Below are 16,854 nucleotides of genomic sequence, written 5' to 3'. Positions count from 1 at the left end.
AAGTCATGAAGGTATTTTCAATACCCAACACATTAGCGAAATAAAGTTGTTGGTATTCGGTGTAAAACCAAGGTGGGAGTAACATAACTGACAAAAAACGATAACAACACAGATGCAAATAGGATACACTTTCGCGCAATAAAATAAGAACAGATATACGGATTAACGTTGCGCCTGCACGCTCAATTTCAACAATTTGCCGCTTATCTTGCCCTTCTTGCCGTAGCAATGCTATTTATTGCGCCATTGGTCTCCAAATCAATGATGCAAATGGCTGATTGCTCACCAGTGGATGGCATGGCAGCCCATTCGATGCATCATTCGCATCAGGATATGTCATTGCCTGAAGAATGTGAGAACGGGGGCGCCATGAACCACCTTTTGATGTCTGGGGTAGGGTTATCACCCATGGAAGACATTGCATGTGGTTACTGCCAGTTATTAGTTCATTTTCCTTTTATCATCCTCTTTATTGCCATTGTTATTCGCTTATTTGCAATACTGACGACCTGTTTACCCCTTGAACCTTGTGTTCGTTTATATTTGTTCCGCCCATGGCTATTACGCTTTGCGCGTGCACCACCTACACACTTTTCTTATTAATAATTTCATTATTTTTAATTAGCTATGTTGCATTTGCTGTTTTGAATGCATAAGCCGTTCTCTATCTTGAATTTGGTTCATCCATTCAGGCGGCTTTGTTACGTCATAAAGAAAAGAATTAGGTAAAACCATGAACAAAGACAAATTTATAATCACACCAGTTGCACTTTTAGTGACGACTGCTTTAGTTTCTTATAGCACATGGGCAGGAGAAGAAAACCAAAGTCTATTTTCCGATAGCTCAGTCATGATCGTTACCGCCCCAGTTGATTCACCCTTGACGATCAGTACATCACCTAAAACACCTCGGCAACCTGTTCCTGCAAGTGATGGTTCTGATTACTTGAAAACCATTCCCGGTTTTTCACAGATCCGTAATGGTGGTACCAACGGGGATCCAGTTTTTCGCGGTATGTTCGGTTCTCGTTTGCGTATTTTAACTAACGACAGCGAGATGCTAGGTGCTTGTCCATCGCGCATGGATGCACCGACATCGTATATTTCACCTGAAAACTTCGATCTTCTCACCATGATCAAAGGGCCTCAGTCGGTATTATGGGGGCCGGGTAACTCTGCGGGAACGATCCGCTTTGAACGTGAAAAGCCATTATTTGATAAAGCAGGTATTAAAGGAAACGCGAGTGTATTAACCGCTTCTAATCAGCGTTGGGATGCCAATGCTGATGTCAGTATGGGCAGTGAAAAAGGTTACTTACGTTTGATTGGTAATAAATCACGCTCTAATGATTATAAAGATGGTGATGGCAATAAAGTGCCATCAAAATGGGACAAGTGGAATGCGGACTTTGCGGTTGGCTGGACACCTGATGAGTATACGTTATTAGAGCTAACCGCGGGTAAAGGTGATGGCGAGGCTCGCTATGCAGGAAGAGGGATGGATGGCTCCCAATTTAAACGTGAAAGTTTAGGCATGCGTTTTGAGAAAACCAATATTGGTACTGTGCTTGATAAAGTTGAAGCAAATGTTTACTACAACTATGCCGATCACATCATGGATAACTATTCATTGCGTGAAACCAGTGGCTCAATGGGAAGCGGTTCAGGCCATATGATGGGCAGTGGTCACAGTATGATGAATATGCCAATGAAAATGCGTGTGGATCGTAAAACTGTTGGTGGTAGGGTGATGGGAACATGGATGTGGACTGACTATGAGCTGCGTGCTGGTGCCGATATGCAAAGTAATACCCACCGTAAAGAAACAAATAATCGTTGGAACAAAGATGCGCAATTTCAAGACTATGGTGTGTTTGGTGAGCTAACGTGGGAAGCGAATGAACACAGTAAGGTTGTGACAGGGGCTCGAGCAGATAGAGTTTTGGTTGATAATGAGACTAATATAGGTTCTTCAGGGCGCAATACCGTAATGCCTGCTGGATTTGTACGTTATGAACATGCTCTTTCTAATATGCCAGTGATGCTATACGCAGGGGTAGGCTACACTGAGCGTTTCCCTGATTACTGGGAATTGTTCTCGCCGACTTATGGTCCTGATGGCACCACCAATGTGTTTGATAATCTCAAAACAGAGAAAACGACCCAGTTAGATATCGGTGCTAAATACAGTAACGAAAAAACGAATGCATGGGTTTCCGCTTATATTGGTCGTGTTGATGATTTTATTTTATTCCGTTATAACCCCCATAATTCACGCGAAAGCCAAGTGGAAAACGTAAATGCGATGATTATGGGGGGAGAAATGGGGGTGGCTTATAAGCTAACTGACGAGTGGAAAGCCGATGCCAGTCTTGCTTATTCATGGGGGGAAAACCGTAGTGATAGGCAGCCACTCCCTCAAATGCCACCGTTAGAAACGCGTTTTGGTTTGTCATGGGAAAAGAATGATTGGACGACAACAGGGTTAATGCGAGTCGTGAGTAGTCAGCATCGTGTTGCGATTAATGATGGTAACGTAGTTGGTAAAGATTTCAGCAGTAGTGCTGGATTCACCATTTTCTCTGTAAATACCGCTTACCGTGTTAATGACTATATGAAATTAAGTGCCGGTGTGGATAACTTATTTGATAAGAACTATAGCGAGCACCTGAACTTAGCGGGCAACAGTGGATTTGGTTATTCATCTAATCAACCAGTGAATGAACCTGGTCGGACATTCTGGGCGAAAATGAATGTAACTTTCTAATAGGCATGCTCCCCCCCATTATTGGGGGGGAGCATAATGATTAACGACCAATATTGCGTAATGAATTACCGTTCATTAAGTTTTCTTCTATATGCTCTAAAGAAACATTCTTAGTTTCTGGCACAAAATAGAGTGTGACTAAAATAAATACCGCATTAAGTGCAGCATAGAGCCAAAATGTATGGGTATCACCTAATGTTGATAGTAACGTTAAGAACGTCGCACTGACTATCATGTTGGCAACCCAGTTGGCTGTGGTTGAGCAAGTAATACCAAAATCACGCCCTTTAAGAGGTTGGATTTCAGAGCATAGCACCCACATAATCGGCCCAGCACTGACAGCAAAGCCAATAATAAAAATAAGTAGAAATGCAATACTGGCGTATTGAATTAGCAGAGTATGTGCATCGAAAGATAATAAGTAGGCGAGTAGGCCAATACTTATAGCCATAACGCTAAAGCCAAAGACTAATAACCTTTTACGACCGAAGCGGTCGATAATGGAAATAGCAAGAATAGTCGCAATAACATTAACTAATCCAACCAAAACTGTGCCATACATTTGCTGAGCGGTACTTTCGAAACCAGCCAATGAAAAGATTTTAGGGGCATAATACATAATGACGTTGATACCCGTTAATTGCTGCATAAATTGCAGTGATATCCCTAAAAAAACGCTACGACGAAAATTACTATTATTTTTAAATAAGCCAAAACCAGATTGTTTGATTTTTAGACTATTAAAAATATCGTTTAATTCTTGGATTGCTTCATTTTCTGAGTTTCTGAGTTTTAATAAGATCGCTTTAGCATCATCAGATCTATTTTTACTTGCCAGCCAGCGTGGGCTTTCCGGTAAAAAAGTGACGCCAATAAATAACAGAACAGCAGGGATTGCAGTGATCCCCAACATCCAACGCCATGCATGATCATAGCTAAATCCAGTATCAGATATAAATGCCAGTAAAATACCGATGGTGATCATCAGTTGATACATCGATATCATTCCCCCACGGATCTTTTTTGGGGCAATTTCGGATAAATAGGCGGGTGTTGTAAAAGACGAAATACCAATTGCTAGACCTAATATTACGCGAGAGCCAATAAGAACATCTGCATTTGGTGAAAATGCGGAGCCTAATGCGCCAATAATAAATAATATAGAGCTAATCAATAAGCTTCTTTTACGTCCTCCCAAAGATGATAGCCAACCACTGATAATTGCACCGGCGGCAGCACCGAACATCATAGAACTGACAACGAGTTCTTGCTGAGTTGCAGAAATATCAAATTGTTTACTAATAAAAGGAAGTGCCCCAGAGATAACACCTGTATCTAGGCCAAAAAAGAGACCCGCTAGTGCTGCGAGTAAGCCGACAAAGATAACCATGAGGTTGGTTGATTGATTTTTTTCTACCATTAGCATTGATCCTTGATAGTAAAATTAAATGATCTATCCTGCTATTTATACGTAAAGACACATAATTCAAATTAATGCTAGCGCGATATTCATTTGCTTTCAATGTGAAATCAGTCGGAAGGTAAAGGATAATGAAGGGTAATTTTCATTCTATTACAAAAAGAGTGATTCTTATTTAATCAATATATGAGTATCTAATTTTAATTTTATTAATGAAAGATTAAAAAAGGAAATTAGTGTTCGGAAGAGAAATTCAATGATATTGGGTTTTAAATAAAGAAAAACCAACTAAAAAATAGCCAGTTTTTCTTCAGGAAAATTAGACAATGACAGGAATATAATAATTCAATTCTTTAAGGTAAAGCCTAGAATTTTCAATAAATTGTTCGTAATTAGGTTTTGATTTCAAAACATAATTTTCGATGTCCGAACCTTCACCTCGAGCAATATCCATACTGGCAAGTACCTTCCCATACACGGTATAAATAATATCGTTATAATCGATACCATGGAGCTCATCACAGGTAAATTTTATTTGTAAATAATCACCTGCTGGTAATGTCATGATTTTGGGATTGGGTGGAACAGGGTCAATATCTCGCTCATCGAGCGCAGTGGTATAGCAAAATTGCCCTTCCTGAGCATCTACGGTATCGACACCATTGATCGCATATAGGTTAGTGGTGACATATTGGATATCAGTAAGGAAATCACGCCAATAATAACGGCGCAACTCTTCTGTTTTAAAATTCCACTCATTGATGCCTTGAGTATAGCGATGTTGTTTACCGACGAGTTTTATCGGCTCTAATTTAACTAAGCTAACCTCAACACTGAATTCTTTGCTTTCCCTAAGCGGTAAACAAAAACCTTCTATTTTCCAACCTGCGCGTTTACGGTATTCCGAAGGGGTGACATTAAATTGTTTTTTAAAGGCACGGCAAAATGTTTGCTGCGAATCAAAACGATAGCGCAGAGAGATATCCATAATGCTGTCATTGGTTAATCGAAGTGCAACTGCAGAACAAGACAGACGCCTAGCTCGTATATAAGAGCCAAGAGCAAGGCCTGTTTGATTTTTAAACAAACGTTGAAAATGCCATTTAGTGTATCCGGATTTTTCGGCAACAGTATCTAAAGATAGGCGAGACTCTAAGTTTTTCTCGATCCAGAGAATAATTTCTCTGATAACACTTTCTTGAAGCATAGTTACCCTTTTAAATCGGCTTGGTCCAAGGTATAAAATAAGATTTGCTACGTTTTTGGACTTGTTACTAGATAAAAGCACATTTCAGTCGGTTGCAGAATAGCATACCGACTGAGAGTTTTTTTAAATTGTTGTGAAGTTAGGTAAGTTTTACCATTGAAGGTAATCTTAACCTAAATATCTAGCCTAATTTAAAGGATATGCTCATAAATTGATAGGCTTTATATCCCAAATTTGTTCAGCATACTCTTTAATTGTCCTATCTGATGAGAAGAAACCCATATTACAAATATTTTGAGCTACCTTGGATTGCCATGCCAATGGATCTTGATAGAGATTATCTACCTGCTCTTGGGTATCTATGTAACTGCGATAATCAGCAAATAATAGGTACTGATCACCGCCATCTAATAGGCTGTGGGTAAGGTCATGATAAAAGGTAGGTGCTTCAGGTTTAAAATAACCATTGTTTATCTGATCTATTACCAGCTTCAGTTCAGCGTCATTGTCATAATACCAACGTGGGTAATAGTAGTTTTGCTTGATCATCCCCACTTCTTCAGTGGTATGGCCAAATATAAAAATATTGTCATGGCCAACATGTTCACGTATTTCAACGTTTGCGCCATCTAATGTACCAATAGTGAGGGCGCCATTAAGAGCAAATTTCATATTTCCCGTGCCAGAGGCCTCTGTCCCTGCAAGTGAAATTTGTTCTGAAAGATCGGTTGCAGGAATGATTTTTTGAGCCAAGCTCACACCATAGTCAGGGATAAACACCAATTTAAGAAGGGCACCGATACGTTCATCACTATTGATTACTTTTGCAACATCATTAATCAAGTGAATAATTTTTTTCGCTGCACTGTATGAAGAGGCTGCTTTACCTGAAAAAATAACTACTCGTGGCACCCAATTTTTCTCGGGGTTAGCTAGAATTCGATTATAATGAGTGATCACATGCATCAAATTCAATAGTTGCCGCTTGTATTCATGGATACGCTTAATTTGTACATCAAACAATGCTTCAGGGTTAATGACAATCCCCTGTGTTTGGGCAATAAAAATGGCTAATTTTTGTTTATTATGCAGTTTTACTTGTCGTAACTTGTCTAAAAATTGTGGGTAATCCACCCATTGTTTAAGTTCAGCTAAAAGCGGCAGATCCGTCAGCCATTGTTGACCAATACTTTCTTCTATCACTTCGGTGAGTTCAGGGTTAGCAACTGCTAGCCAACGCCTTGGTGTGACACCATTGGTGATGTTGCAGAATTTATTTGGGAAGATCAGCGCAAAATCAGCAAATAGTGCATCTACCATTAACTGGCTATGTAGCTTAGAAACGCCATTCACTTTATGGCATACGATCGCCGCGAGCCAAGCCATTCTTACCTGTTGACCATAGTCTTCATTAATTATGGATACTCGGCGAGGTAATTCATAGTCGTGTGGGAATAACTGAACAACTTGTTGTAGAAAATCATCATTGATTTGATAAATGATTTGCAGGTGACGCGGTAAAATTTTACGGATCATCTCTACCGGCCATGTTTCTAAGGCTTCTCCCATTAAGGTATGGTTAGTGTATGAAAAAATTTTACTTGCTAATGAGAGTGCATCTTGCCAATTGACCTGATGCTTATCAATTAAAAGGCGGATTAATTCAGGGATCGCTAAAACAGGGTGAGTATCATTTAAATGGATGGAAACTTTATCGGCTAAGTTATCCCACGTTTTATAAACCAGCCAATGTCGGTAAAGAATGTCTTGTACTGATGCCGAAACTAGGAAATATTCTTGTTTCAGGCGTAATTCTTTCCCCGAATAGGTTGAATCGTTAGGATAGAGAACCCGTGAAACGTTTTCAGACTCATTTTTTTTCTTGACGGCAGAGTAATACTCACCGTCATTGAATATTTGCAGATCAAATTCGTCGCTGGCTTTGGCACTCCATAGGCGCAGTGTGTTTGTCACTTGAGTTTTATAACCAGGAATGATTTGGTCGTAAGCTACAGCAATAATATCATTGGTTTTAACCCATTCTTGGATCCCATTTTTTTCAATGACATGACCTTCAAATTGTATTTGATAACGGCTCTCCGTACGTGGAAACTCCCAAGGATTTCCGTGTGCCAGCCAATCATCAGGGCATTCGATTTGTTGGCCATTACGGATGGTTTGACGGAACATACCATATTCGTAGCGTATGCCATAACCACAACCGGGGAGGTTCATGGTTGCAAGAGAATCTAAAAAACAAGCAGCAAGCCGTCCGAGGCCACCATTACCAAGACCTGGATCTGTTTCTTGTTCCAACAGTTTTTCAAAATCAAAGCCAAGCTCAGTGACAACTTCGGTGAGGTCATCATACATATTCATTGAAATCAATGTATTGGATAATGATCGGCCAAGTAAAAACTCCATTGATAAATAGTAAACTTGCTTGAGTTGTTGTGAATATTCAGCACGGTTTGTCGTCATCCATCGGTCGACAATCCGATCACGGGCAGCTAATAAAATCGCTTCTAACCACTCGCGCTGCGTTGCAATATAGGGTTCTTTGCCAATCACAAATCTTAGTTTATAGATAATAGAGTTCTTTAGTGCTTCATGGGTCACTAAAGGCGAATTGCATTCATAAACAAAATGAGAGCTCACTGTTTTATTCCTTGTTTTTATTTATGTTCTCTAACATATCTTTTGTGACCAGAACGATCCCTTGTTCTGTACGATAGAAACGTTGGCTATCTTCTTCTGGGTTTTCACCGATCACAGTATTTTCAGGAATATTACATCCTCGATCAATAATACATCGGTGTAAGCGTGATGAACGGCCAACATTAACACCCGGTAATAAAATAGAAGACTCGATATTACAAAATGAGTTCACTCTGACCCGCGGAAATAAGACCGAGCGCATCACAATTGAGCCTGAAATAATACAGCCCCCCGCAACCAGTGAATTCATGGTCATACCATGGCTTCCTGAGCGGTCTTGCACAAATTTTGCGGGAGGTAGTGGCTCCATATAAGTGCGTATAGGCCAATTACGATCATACATATCTAGCTCAGGTGTTACTGAAGCGAGATCCAATGTTGCCGACCAGTAGGCTTCGAGTGTTCCAACATCTCGCCAGTAGGGAGGAACATCGACATTACTTGTTACGCAAGAGTATTCAAATGGATGTGCGAGTGCCTCACCACGCGCAACAATTCGAGGAATAATGTCTTTGCCAAAATCATTACTGGATTCAGGGAAAATATTGTCATCCTCTAACATTTTATAGAGGTAATCACTGTTAAAAATATAGATCCCCATGCTGGCTAAGCAATGGTCAGGATCTCCTTTTAAGACTGGCGGATGTTCTGGCTTTTCATGAAACTGCGTGACCCAGCGGTTATCATCAATTTCCATCACGCCAAATTGGTGGGCTTCTTCTTGTTTTACTTTAATGCAAGCGACAGTAAATTTTGCATCATTGTTTACATGGTCAAGCAGCATGCGTGAATAATCCATTTTATAGATGTGATCACCTGCAAGAATGACAATATACTCTGCATTATAATTACGAAGAATATCCATATTTTGGTAAACGGCATCGGCAGTGCCTTTATACCAATGGTCGGTAATTTCTCTTTGTTGCGCGGGAAGTAAATCAACGAACTCATTCATTTCTTCATTAAAAAATGACCATCCTCTTTGAATGTGTTGGACTAAAGAATGAGATTGATATTGAGTAATAACACCAATACGCCGGATCCCTGAATTCAGGCAATTTGATAATGCAAAATCGATAATACGAAATTTACCGCCAAAATGAACAGCGGGTTTGGCACGTTTGAGTGTCAAATCTTTAAGACGTGTACCTCTGCCCCCCGCTAATATTAAAGCAACGGCTTTTTGAGGCAAATGGCGCGCAAGCATCATCATACTATTCATATCATTATGAGACATACCTTAGAACTCTCCAAAATAAACAAGCAGTTATTCAAGGATCCCCAGTTGGTGTATATACTCGTTGATATTTCAAGACTCGCCACACTTCAAGTCGCAACGTTTTGCGTTGAGGTATGGTGACTGCGTTCACTGTTGGCTAGTCGTATCTTGGATTATTCAGAGTATCTTATTAAAATTTCAGGTTTTTCTTTTAATTAGGGTAACGTGTTATTTAAAAATCTAGATTTGCACTTGTTACCCTGATCTGAAATATTCAATCATCGTAAATTACTGATACAATCATTTAACGATGTTTTTTAATCTAATAATGATAATTATTTTTTATGTTTTTATATTTATTATCCTCAATAATATACTAGACTTTAAAAATTAAAATATGACATTAAATGTTTTTTTATTAAGAAAAATAATAGTCCGAAATCAATAGACATAAAATGTCATGATTCTTAACGATAAAATTTATTTTGTTTGCTGATAATATAGAAATAATCTTATAGTCACTTCCCAAAATAGTACTAAAATTGAGTTGTGAAAATTAATAAAACCTATTAAATTAGTTATTTATTATCATAAAAGGAAGTTCATCCTTCGAGTAACTCGAAGTTAGGATACATTTTTTTTGTGATTAGTGTCACAATACACAATTAGGTAGTAAAAAGAATAATATTTTTATTTTTATTTTTATTCAATGTGTTAGTGTTTTTTGTTAGTTTATGATCTTTTTAGGATACTCGTAATTAGATTGTTTTTTTTAGCGCTATTTTTTAATTTAAATCAATTAAATTATGGAATGAGAATGTTAATTTACGCATCGTTAAAACTAACTTCACTTTGATTATATTTTTAGGAGTTTATTATGCACAAAGACAATATTGCAAAAATGCTGGGTATTAAAATTCGCCAGCAAAGAGAGAGTCACAAAATGTCGCTGAAACAAACAGCTAGATTGATAGGTGTATCAGAGGATGAGATGAATCGTTTTGAAAGCGGTGAAAGCTGTATTGATGTTGATTCTTTATTCCAGTTTGCTTGCTTATTTAACTTGGAGCCAACAACGTTTCTTTATGGTGTTGTTAACGTTAATGTTGGAACTCGTTGTACCATCCATTAAAAGGCGATTAAAACCAAGGAAGAACAACTATTATCTTGTCAGTCTTGTTAGTTAAAGCACTAAAAAACATAGCGAGATACTATGAGCAATTTAATCGGACCGGAAGAAATTGCAGGGTTACTGCATCTGTAACTTGCTTCTTCCGGGCTTGATTCTGAATAGGTAATATTAGTTAAGTAATACTACGTGAAGTTGTAACACTTAGTTTTTACTAAAAATAATCATCGAAGTTATAATTAACAAGATTATTGATTAGTATCAGTTAATTTATACAGCCTAAATGAATCCATCAATTTTAAGGTGGTTTAAAATTGACTCTGTCATTGCATTGATGTGTATTAACTGTGAAGTTATCACTATTTTATTTGTTTTATGTAAGTTTAATATAAAATGGTCAAGTTGCTTTATAATAAGAGAGTTTTCATCAGCTATTAAATTTTGATTATTGAAAATTAGAAAGTTCTCAAATTGAAGATCATGCTGACATTGCTTTAAAGATAATTTATCTGAGGTATTACCTGTATTAAAAAAGAGCTCTATTGAAACGAGAAAGCCAGCTTTGTTTTTCAGGTTAATAATCAGAACATCTCCATCTTCAATAAGTGAAAAAGGTCGTGAATATTGAATAGAAACCGACTCAAATTTAAAATTAGGGAGAGTTGATAGGAGTAGTGATATTTTCCCTGAAATTAATGAACGTAATTTATCATGGGGCAGATAATCATTTTTATTGATTTGTCGGTGAGCTGATAAACGTAATAAACCAGTGTCGAGAGTATTTTTGTTGGATAATAGCGATTTAATGTCATCATATTGGGATGAAAAATAAAGTGCATTATCTAGGCAGATATTAACGTCATTATCATGAGCTGATTTAAGGAGTTCTGTGAGTTCATCTGTTCCATAATTTGGAACATTATTAACTAAGATATGTTTACCTTCATTAACGGCAGCTTGAATAATAAATTTAAGTAATTCGTCGTTATATACAGATGTGACAATAACGGTATCTACAGCATCATCTTCAATAATCTGTTCGATCTTTCTTTTTTGGCGAACAAAATAGCTAGCGGAGTGGGTGGGAAAATCTAGGCTACAAACAGATTTTAACTCGCAATGATGTTGGCTGTGTAATATTGCTTCTACATACCATGAATTATGAGTTGAACTGCCAATTAGACCTATACCTGTTTTATTTAGGGAGATAAGACTGTGTTGCTCTTCAAGTAAGCGGAGGTGACCAAATAAGTAGAGAAAATGTGCATTCATTATTAGAGCTCCACGACAAAGTCTTGGTTATATACTCGTCATACTTCAAGTAGCAGGGCTGGTCGTTAAGGTGTGGTGACTATACTCAGCGAGTTGGACTACATAGTTGCTCTATGCTTCCTACCTATCTTAACTTGTCGCCTAACTGCAACTCGAATTATTGAGACAGAGGAATATTTACATTATCTCAACATATCAGTGCGAAACAATAATTTCATTAGTATTTTTATTGAAATTCTTATTTTCTGATTGACATCACAATTTTAACGCTATTGGTATGGCTGATGGAATTGAGTGATGGGGATAGAGGATTGTTTGGTAAGGGCCATGCCACACGGAGGTGTTTGTAGGCAAAGCCCAAATAAATAATAATTAAACTAGTTTGCTACCTTGGCGATAGGCTAAGGCAACGGTAAGTGATTGAGCAAGGCATAATGTTGCTGACTGTGAGCGAAATGCATCTACCTGTGCTTCTTTGATCACGAAGCAAACATCACTGAAACTAGCTAGTGGGCTAATTTGGCTATCTGTGATCACAATCTGTTTGGCACCAGTTTGGGCTGCTTTTTCACTCACCATAATGGTCTCTTCAGCGTAAGGCGTAAAACTGATCGAGATAACGACATCCTTTTCACCAATCCGGCTAATTTGCTCTTTGAACATTCCTCCGAGACCATCAATAAGTTGTGGGCGACATTCTAAATGACTGAGTGCATAACTCAGATAGGTCGCGACACTAAATGAACGACGCAGTCCAATAATGTATACGTTATCGGCTTCAACCAGTAAGGAGACCGCTTTTTCAAGATCTTCTGCTGGAGTACGAGCTGCCATCTGTTGTAGTGCTTGTGCATTAGAATGAGCGAATTCTTTTAAAATCTGAGCAGGATCATCACTGAGTTCTTGCTCGCTATCCATTTCTCTGAATAAACGCGCACGATCAGTATAGCTAGCTGTTTCTTCGACTAAATTCATACGAAATAATTGTTTCATTTCGTTAAATCCACTGAAATTGAATGCGTTAGCAAAACGTATCAGGGTTGATGGCGGTACATTGGCTTCTTTTGCGATGACAGCGACAGTATCGAACGCCACGCTATTGGTATTATCCAATACATAGCGCGCCACTTGTTGTAGCCGTTTACTTAGTTCATCGTAGCGGGAGCGAACTTGCTCCTGAAACTCATTCAAATTCGATGCAGTTGACATAAAACCTCCGTGACTAGGCCTTTGATTGTAGTTATTTTCAGCCGTTAGTCGAATCTTTTTGAAAAATTCACCTGACTAAATGGAATAATTAATTCATATTGCCTGTTGTACCGATGGCAGATTAGAACGATTTTTGAAACATGTGTCTTTATCTTCAGTCGACAATTTCATAAAAACTCAGGCTAGATCACATAAATTGAATGTTATTTCAGTTTTAGTTGAAAATGAAATGAATATTTCATATATCTTTAGCAACAAGGTAACTCTATCAGCTAAAGAGAGGCAACATGCAACAGATTCAGAATTTCATTGGCGGTGAACTGGTATCTAGCCAAAGTGGGCGTTTTGCACCCGTATATAACCCCGCAACAGGTGAACAAATCGCTCAAGTAGTATTGAGCAGCGCTGCTGAAACTAAAAAGGCAATAGAGGTTGCTCATAAAGCTTTCCCTATGTGGTCAAAACTTTCACCACTAAAACGTGCTCGGATCCTCTTTAAATTTAAAGCACTACTCGAATTACATATGGATGACTTGGCTCGTTTAATTTCTAAAGAGCACGGTAAAGTTTTTTCGGACGCAGTGGGTGAATTAACTCGTGGCTTAGAAGTGGTTGAATTTGCATGTGGTATTCCTCATCTGCAAAAAGGTGAGCACTCTGCTAATGTTGCCACAGGTGTTGATAGTCATTCACTGATGCAGCCTCTGGGCGTTTGTGCAGGTATTACACCATTTAACTTCCCAGCGATGGTTCCAATGTGGATGTTCCCTGTTGCTTTAGCTACGGGGAACACTTTTGTTCTTAAGCCATCAGAAAAAGATCCTTCATTAGCACTTGAGCTCGCTAAACTGTTAAAAGAAGCGGGTCTTCCTGATGGTGTCTTTAATGTGGTTCAAGGCGATAAAGAATCTGTTGATGTATTACTACGTGCACCTGAGGTACAGGCGGTTAGCTTTGTTGGTTCAACACCTATTGCTGAATATATTTATACAACAGCATCGGAACATGGGAAACGTTGCCAAGCATTGGGTGGTGCTAAAAACCATTGTATTTTAATGCCAGACGCTGATATGAATTTGGCGACTAACGCTATTATGGGGGCTGCGTTTGGCGCTGCCGGAGAGCGTTGCATGGCACTATCTGTTGTTCTAGCCGTTGGTGATGAAACGGCAGATACCCTTATTGCAAATCTTGAGCAACAAATTGCTAAAATGACTGTAGGGCCAGGTATTGTTGATGGCAAAGAAAATGATATGGGACCAGTAATTTCAGCACAGCATAAAGCGAAAATTTGTGATTACATCACAAGTGGTGAAAAACAAGGTGCTAAACTGCTGGTTGATGGTCGTGATTTCAAAGTAGCTGGTTTTGAAAACGGTTATTTTGTTGGACCGACTCTGTTTGATAATGTAACGCCTGAGATGACTATCTATAAAGAAGAGATCTTTGGTCCTGTACTTGCAATTGTGCGTGTACCTGATTTTGAAACAGGTTTGAAACTGATCAATCAACATGAGTATGGTAATGGTACGGCGATCTTTACCCGTGATGGGGAAACGGCTCGTGAGTTCCAAGAAAATGTGATGGCAGGTATGGTGGGGATCAATATTCCAATCCCAGTTCCTATGGCTTTCCACAGCTTTGGTGGCTGGAAACGTTCCATTTTTGGGCCGCTAAACGTACATGGTAATGATGGCGTCCGTTTCTATACACGCATGAAAACAGTCACCAGTCGTTGGCCTGCAAGTGTTCGTTTAGAACATCATGAAAGTAGCTTTACGATGCCAACAATGGAATAAATGGAGACCCATATGAATAAGCAGACAATGACCACGGCTCAAGCTCTTGTTAAGTTTCTTAACCAGCAATATGTTGAAGTTGATGGTGAGCAGTATCCGTTTATTCAGGGAATATTTACCATTTTCGGCCATGGTAACGTGGTAGGTTTAGGGCAGGCGCTAGAACAAGCGCCTGGACACCTACAGGTTTATCAAGGGTGTAACGAACAAGGAATGGCACATATTGCAACCGGTTTTGCAAAGCAAAAAAAACGTAAGCAAATTTGTGCTGTCACTTCCTCTGTTGGGCCGGGAGCGGCAAATATGGTAACTGCGGCAGCAACAGCAACCGCTAACCGTATCCCTCTGTTATTACTGCCTGGTGATACTTTTGCGACACGCCAGCCAGATCCCGTTTTACAGCAAGTTGAACAATATGGTGATGGAACAATTAGCACCAACGATTGCTTCCGCCCAGTTTCACGTTACTGGGATCGTGTCTCTCGCCCAGAACAGTTGATGGCTGCGATGATCAATGCCATGCGAGTTCTTACTGATCCTGCTGATACTGGCGCGGTAACCATTTGTTTGCCTCAAGATGTTCAAGGTGAAGCATGGGACTATCCTGACTACTTCTTTGCTAAACGCATTCACCGTATTGAACGCCGCCCAGCAACAACAGTCAGTATATCCGAAGCAGTAGAACTCATTCGTACTAAGAAAAAACCATTATTAATCTGTGGTGGTGGGGTTCGTTATTCAGAAGCACATGATGCATTCCAAAAATTTGCTGAACACTACGCAATTCCATTTGGTGAAACACAGGCTGGTAAAAGTGCGATTGTGGCGAACCATCCTCTAAATGTGGGTGGGATTGGTACAACAGGTGGATTAGCGGCCAACTTACTGGCGAAAGAAGCGGATCTTGTGATTGGTGTTGGTACTCGATTCACTGACTTTACGACGGCTTCTAAATCATTATTTAGTCATCCAGATGTGCAATTTTTAAATATTAACGTTGCGGAGTTTGATGCGGGTAAATTAGATGCGTTAAAACTGATTGCAGATGCTAAAGAGGGATTGACGGCACTTGATAACCAACTGCAGGGCAGTGGCTATCAAGCTCAGTGGGGCGAACAAGTTCAACAAGCTAAGCAACAATGGCAAGCTGAGTTAGAAAGACTATTTTCAATTCAATATAAACCATTAGATTTTGTTCCAGAAATTGCTGGGCACTTGGATGACAAATTGGCTGAGTATCGTGAGGTGTTGGGTACGGAGTTAGCACAAACTCGAGTGCTAGGGCTAATGCAACAACACATGGAAGATAATGCGATTGTTGTTGGTGCTGCGGGCTCCTTACCGGGAGATTTACAGCGTATTTGGTTACCTAAGCAACCTGATACTTATCACCTTGAATACGGTTATTCATGTATGGGGTATGAGATTGCCGCGGCAGTGGGGGCAAAAATTGCCGCCCCAGACCAGCCCGTCTATGCCATGGTTGGTGATGGATCATATTTAATGTTACATAGTGAGTTGCAAACGGCGATCCAAGAAAACCTAAAAATCACTATTTTACTATTTGATAACGCAGGTTTTGGTTGCATTAATAACTTACAAATGAGCCAAGGAATGGGCAGCTTTGGCACAGAAAATCGCCATCGTAATCCTAAAACAGGGCAAATGGATGGGCCATTAGTGAAAGTTGATTTTGCTAAAAATGCAGAAAGCTATGGCTGTAAAAGTTATCGTGTGCATGATGAAGCGCAGTTGATAGCTGCTATTGAGGATGCAAAATTACATTCGGGTTGTGTATTGATCGACATAAAAGTACTTCCGAAGACGATGACAAATGGCTACGAAGCATGGTGGCGTACAGGTACGGCTCAAGTTGCTGATAAACCTAAAATTGTTGCGGCGGCAGATAAAATCAAAGATATGGTAACCAATAAGGCACGCCAGTACTAAAACACACCGCTCTGTAGGGAGAGCGGTGGTAAATGGCTGAAAGCGTTTTTACGCTTTCTCGCTATTTATTTAAGTATGATTTATCAGGAAGTTTGCAAGGATGATAGAGTTAGTCTGATATTTAATTGGCTAACGAGTATATGAATTTGTCATGATTTTAAATT

Annotated in this window: 11 protein-coding genes; 5 read left to right on the top strand and 6 right to left on the bottom strand. The window is 39.3% G+C overall.

Annotated features, from left to right (window positions below):
- Positions 1-168 precede the first annotated feature (168 nt).
- Together AC3Z9T_RS08120 and AC3Z9T_RS08115 are read left to right on the top strand one after the other, a co-directional pair.
- Entirely contained in the window at positions 169-603 is a 435-nt protein-coding gene (locus tag AC3Z9T_RS08120) for a DUF2946 family protein (protein ID WP_490125692.1), read from the top strand.
- Positions 604-733: 130 nt separating this feature from the next.
- Complete coding sequence (locus AC3Z9T_RS08115) at positions 734-2,767, top strand: TonB-dependent copper receptor (RefSeq protein ID WP_490125691.1); 2,034 nt, start codon at positions 734-736, stop codon at positions 2,765-2,767.
- A 40-nt stretch (positions 2,768-2,807) separates the two neighbouring features.
- Here the strand turns inward: AC3Z9T_RS08115 and AC3Z9T_RS08110 are convergent, their stop codons facing one another.
- The 4 genes from AC3Z9T_RS08110 to glgC all read right to left on the bottom strand — a co-directional run bounded on the left by AC3Z9T_RS08110 (position 2,808) and on the right by glgC (position 9,349).
- On the bottom strand, positions 2,808-4,187 hold the full coding sequence (locus tag AC3Z9T_RS08110; RefSeq protein WP_490125690.1) for a sugar porter family MFS transporter: 1,380 nt from the start codon (positions 4,185-4,187) through the stop codon (positions 2,808-2,810).
- 319 nt (positions 4,188-4,506) lie between these two features.
- Positions 4,507-5,394 carry a helix-turn-helix domain-containing protein gene (locus tag AC3Z9T_RS08105; RefSeq protein WP_490125689.1) on the bottom strand — a complete coding sequence of 296 codons (888 nt, stop codon included), beginning with the start codon at positions 5,392-5,394 and terminating at the stop codon, positions 4,507-4,509.
- Positions 5,395-5,598: 204 nt separating this feature from the next.
- Positions 5,599-8,052, bottom strand: coding sequence for a glycogen/starch/alpha-glucan family phosphorylase (gene glgP / locus AC3Z9T_RS08100; RefSeq protein ID WP_490125688.1), 2,454 nt, complete (start codon positions 8,050-8,052; stop codon positions 5,599-5,601).
- Positions 8,053-8,056: 4 nt separating this feature from the next.
- Positions 8,057-9,349: a glucose-1-phosphate adenylyltransferase gene (gene glgC / locus AC3Z9T_RS08095; RefSeq protein ID WP_490125687.1), complete on the bottom strand. Its 1,293-nt coding sequence runs from the start codon at positions 9,347-9,349 to the stop codon at positions 8,057-8,059.
- 859 nt (positions 9,350-10,208) lie between these two features.
- Between glgC and AC3Z9T_RS08090 the strand changes: the two genes are divergently transcribed.
- Positions 10,209-10,463 carry a helix-turn-helix domain-containing protein gene (locus tag AC3Z9T_RS08090; RefSeq protein WP_490125686.1) on the top strand — a complete coding sequence of 85 codons (255 nt, stop codon included), beginning with the start codon at positions 10,209-10,211 and terminating at the stop codon, positions 10,461-10,463.
- 276 nt (positions 10,464-10,739) lie between these two features.
- On the opposite strand, the gene AC3Z9T_RS08085 is transcribed toward AC3Z9T_RS08090, so the two are convergent.
- Together AC3Z9T_RS08085 and AC3Z9T_RS08080 are read right to left on the bottom strand one after the other, a co-directional pair.
- Positions 10,740-11,732 (bottom strand): Gfo/Idh/MocA family oxidoreductase, encoded by a 993-nt coding sequence (locus AC3Z9T_RS08085; RefSeq protein ID WP_490125685.1) that lies wholly within the window; start codon positions 11,730-11,732, stop codon positions 10,740-10,742.
- Between the two features lie 372 nt (positions 11,733-12,104).
- Positions 12,105-12,941, bottom strand: coding sequence for a MurR/RpiR family transcriptional regulator (locus AC3Z9T_RS08080; protein WP_140182838.1), 837 nt, complete (start codon positions 12,939-12,941; stop codon positions 12,105-12,107).
- 287 nt (positions 12,942-13,228) lie between these two features.
- On the opposite strand from AC3Z9T_RS08080, the gene AC3Z9T_RS08075 reads away from it, so the two are divergent.
- Together AC3Z9T_RS08075 and iolD are read left to right on the top strand one after the other, a co-directional pair.
- The gene (locus AC3Z9T_RS08075; protein ID WP_490125684.1) at positions 13,229-14,740 is read left to right on the top strand and encodes a CoA-acylating methylmalonate-semialdehyde dehydrogenase; all 1,512 of its coding nucleotides are present in this window, start codon (positions 13,229-13,231) and stop codon (positions 14,738-14,740) included.
- Between the two features lie 12 nt (positions 14,741-14,752).
- A complete protein-coding gene (iolD, locus tag AC3Z9T_RS08070; RefSeq protein ID WP_490125683.1) occupies positions 14,753-16,690 on the top strand; it encodes a 3D-(3,5/4)-trihydroxycyclohexane-1,2-dione acylhydrolase (decyclizing) in 1,938 nt (645 codons plus the stop codon).
- The last annotated feature ends 164 nt before the right edge of the window (positions 16,691-16,854 follow it).

Source organism: Providencia sp. 6390 (assembly GCF_058148425.1).
This window is presented reverse-complemented; position numbering and strand designations above follow the sequence as displayed.

Bases quoted from the DNA above. Each gene is read 5' to 3' on its own strand.
- AC3Z9T_RS08105 (WP_490125689.1), bottom strand. From the start codon at position 5,394: ATGCTTCAAGAAAGTGTTATCAGAGAAATTATTCTCTGGATCGAGAAA.
- glgC (WP_490125687.1), bottom strand. From the start codon at position 9,349: ATGTCTCATAATGATATGAATAGTATGATGATGCTTGCGCGCCATTTG.
- AC3Z9T_RS08080 (WP_140182838.1), bottom strand. From the start codon at position 12,941: ATGTCAACTGCATCGAATTTGAATGAGTTTCAGGAGCAAGTTCGCTCC.
- AC3Z9T_RS08090 (WP_490125686.1), top strand. From the start codon at position 10,209: ATGCACAAAGACAATATTGCAAAAATGCTGGGTATTAAAATTCGCCAG.
- AC3Z9T_RS08115 (WP_490125691.1), top strand. From the start codon at position 734: ATGAACAAAGACAAATTTATAATCACACCAGTTGCACTTTTAGTGACG.
- AC3Z9T_RS08075 (WP_490125684.1), top strand. From the start codon at position 13,229: ATGCAACAGATTCAGAATTTCATTGGCGGTGAACTGGTATCTAGCCAA.
- AC3Z9T_RS08110 (WP_490125690.1), bottom strand. From the start codon at position 4,187: ATGGTAGAAAAAAATCAATCAACCAACCTCATGGTTATCTTTGTCGGC.
- AC3Z9T_RS08085 (WP_490125685.1), bottom strand. From the start codon at position 11,732: ATGAATGCACATTTTCTCTACTTATTTGGTCACCTCCGCTTACTTGAA.
- iolD (WP_490125683.1), top strand. From the start codon at position 14,753: ATGAATAAGCAGACAATGACCACGGCTCAAGCTCTTGTTAAGTTTCTT.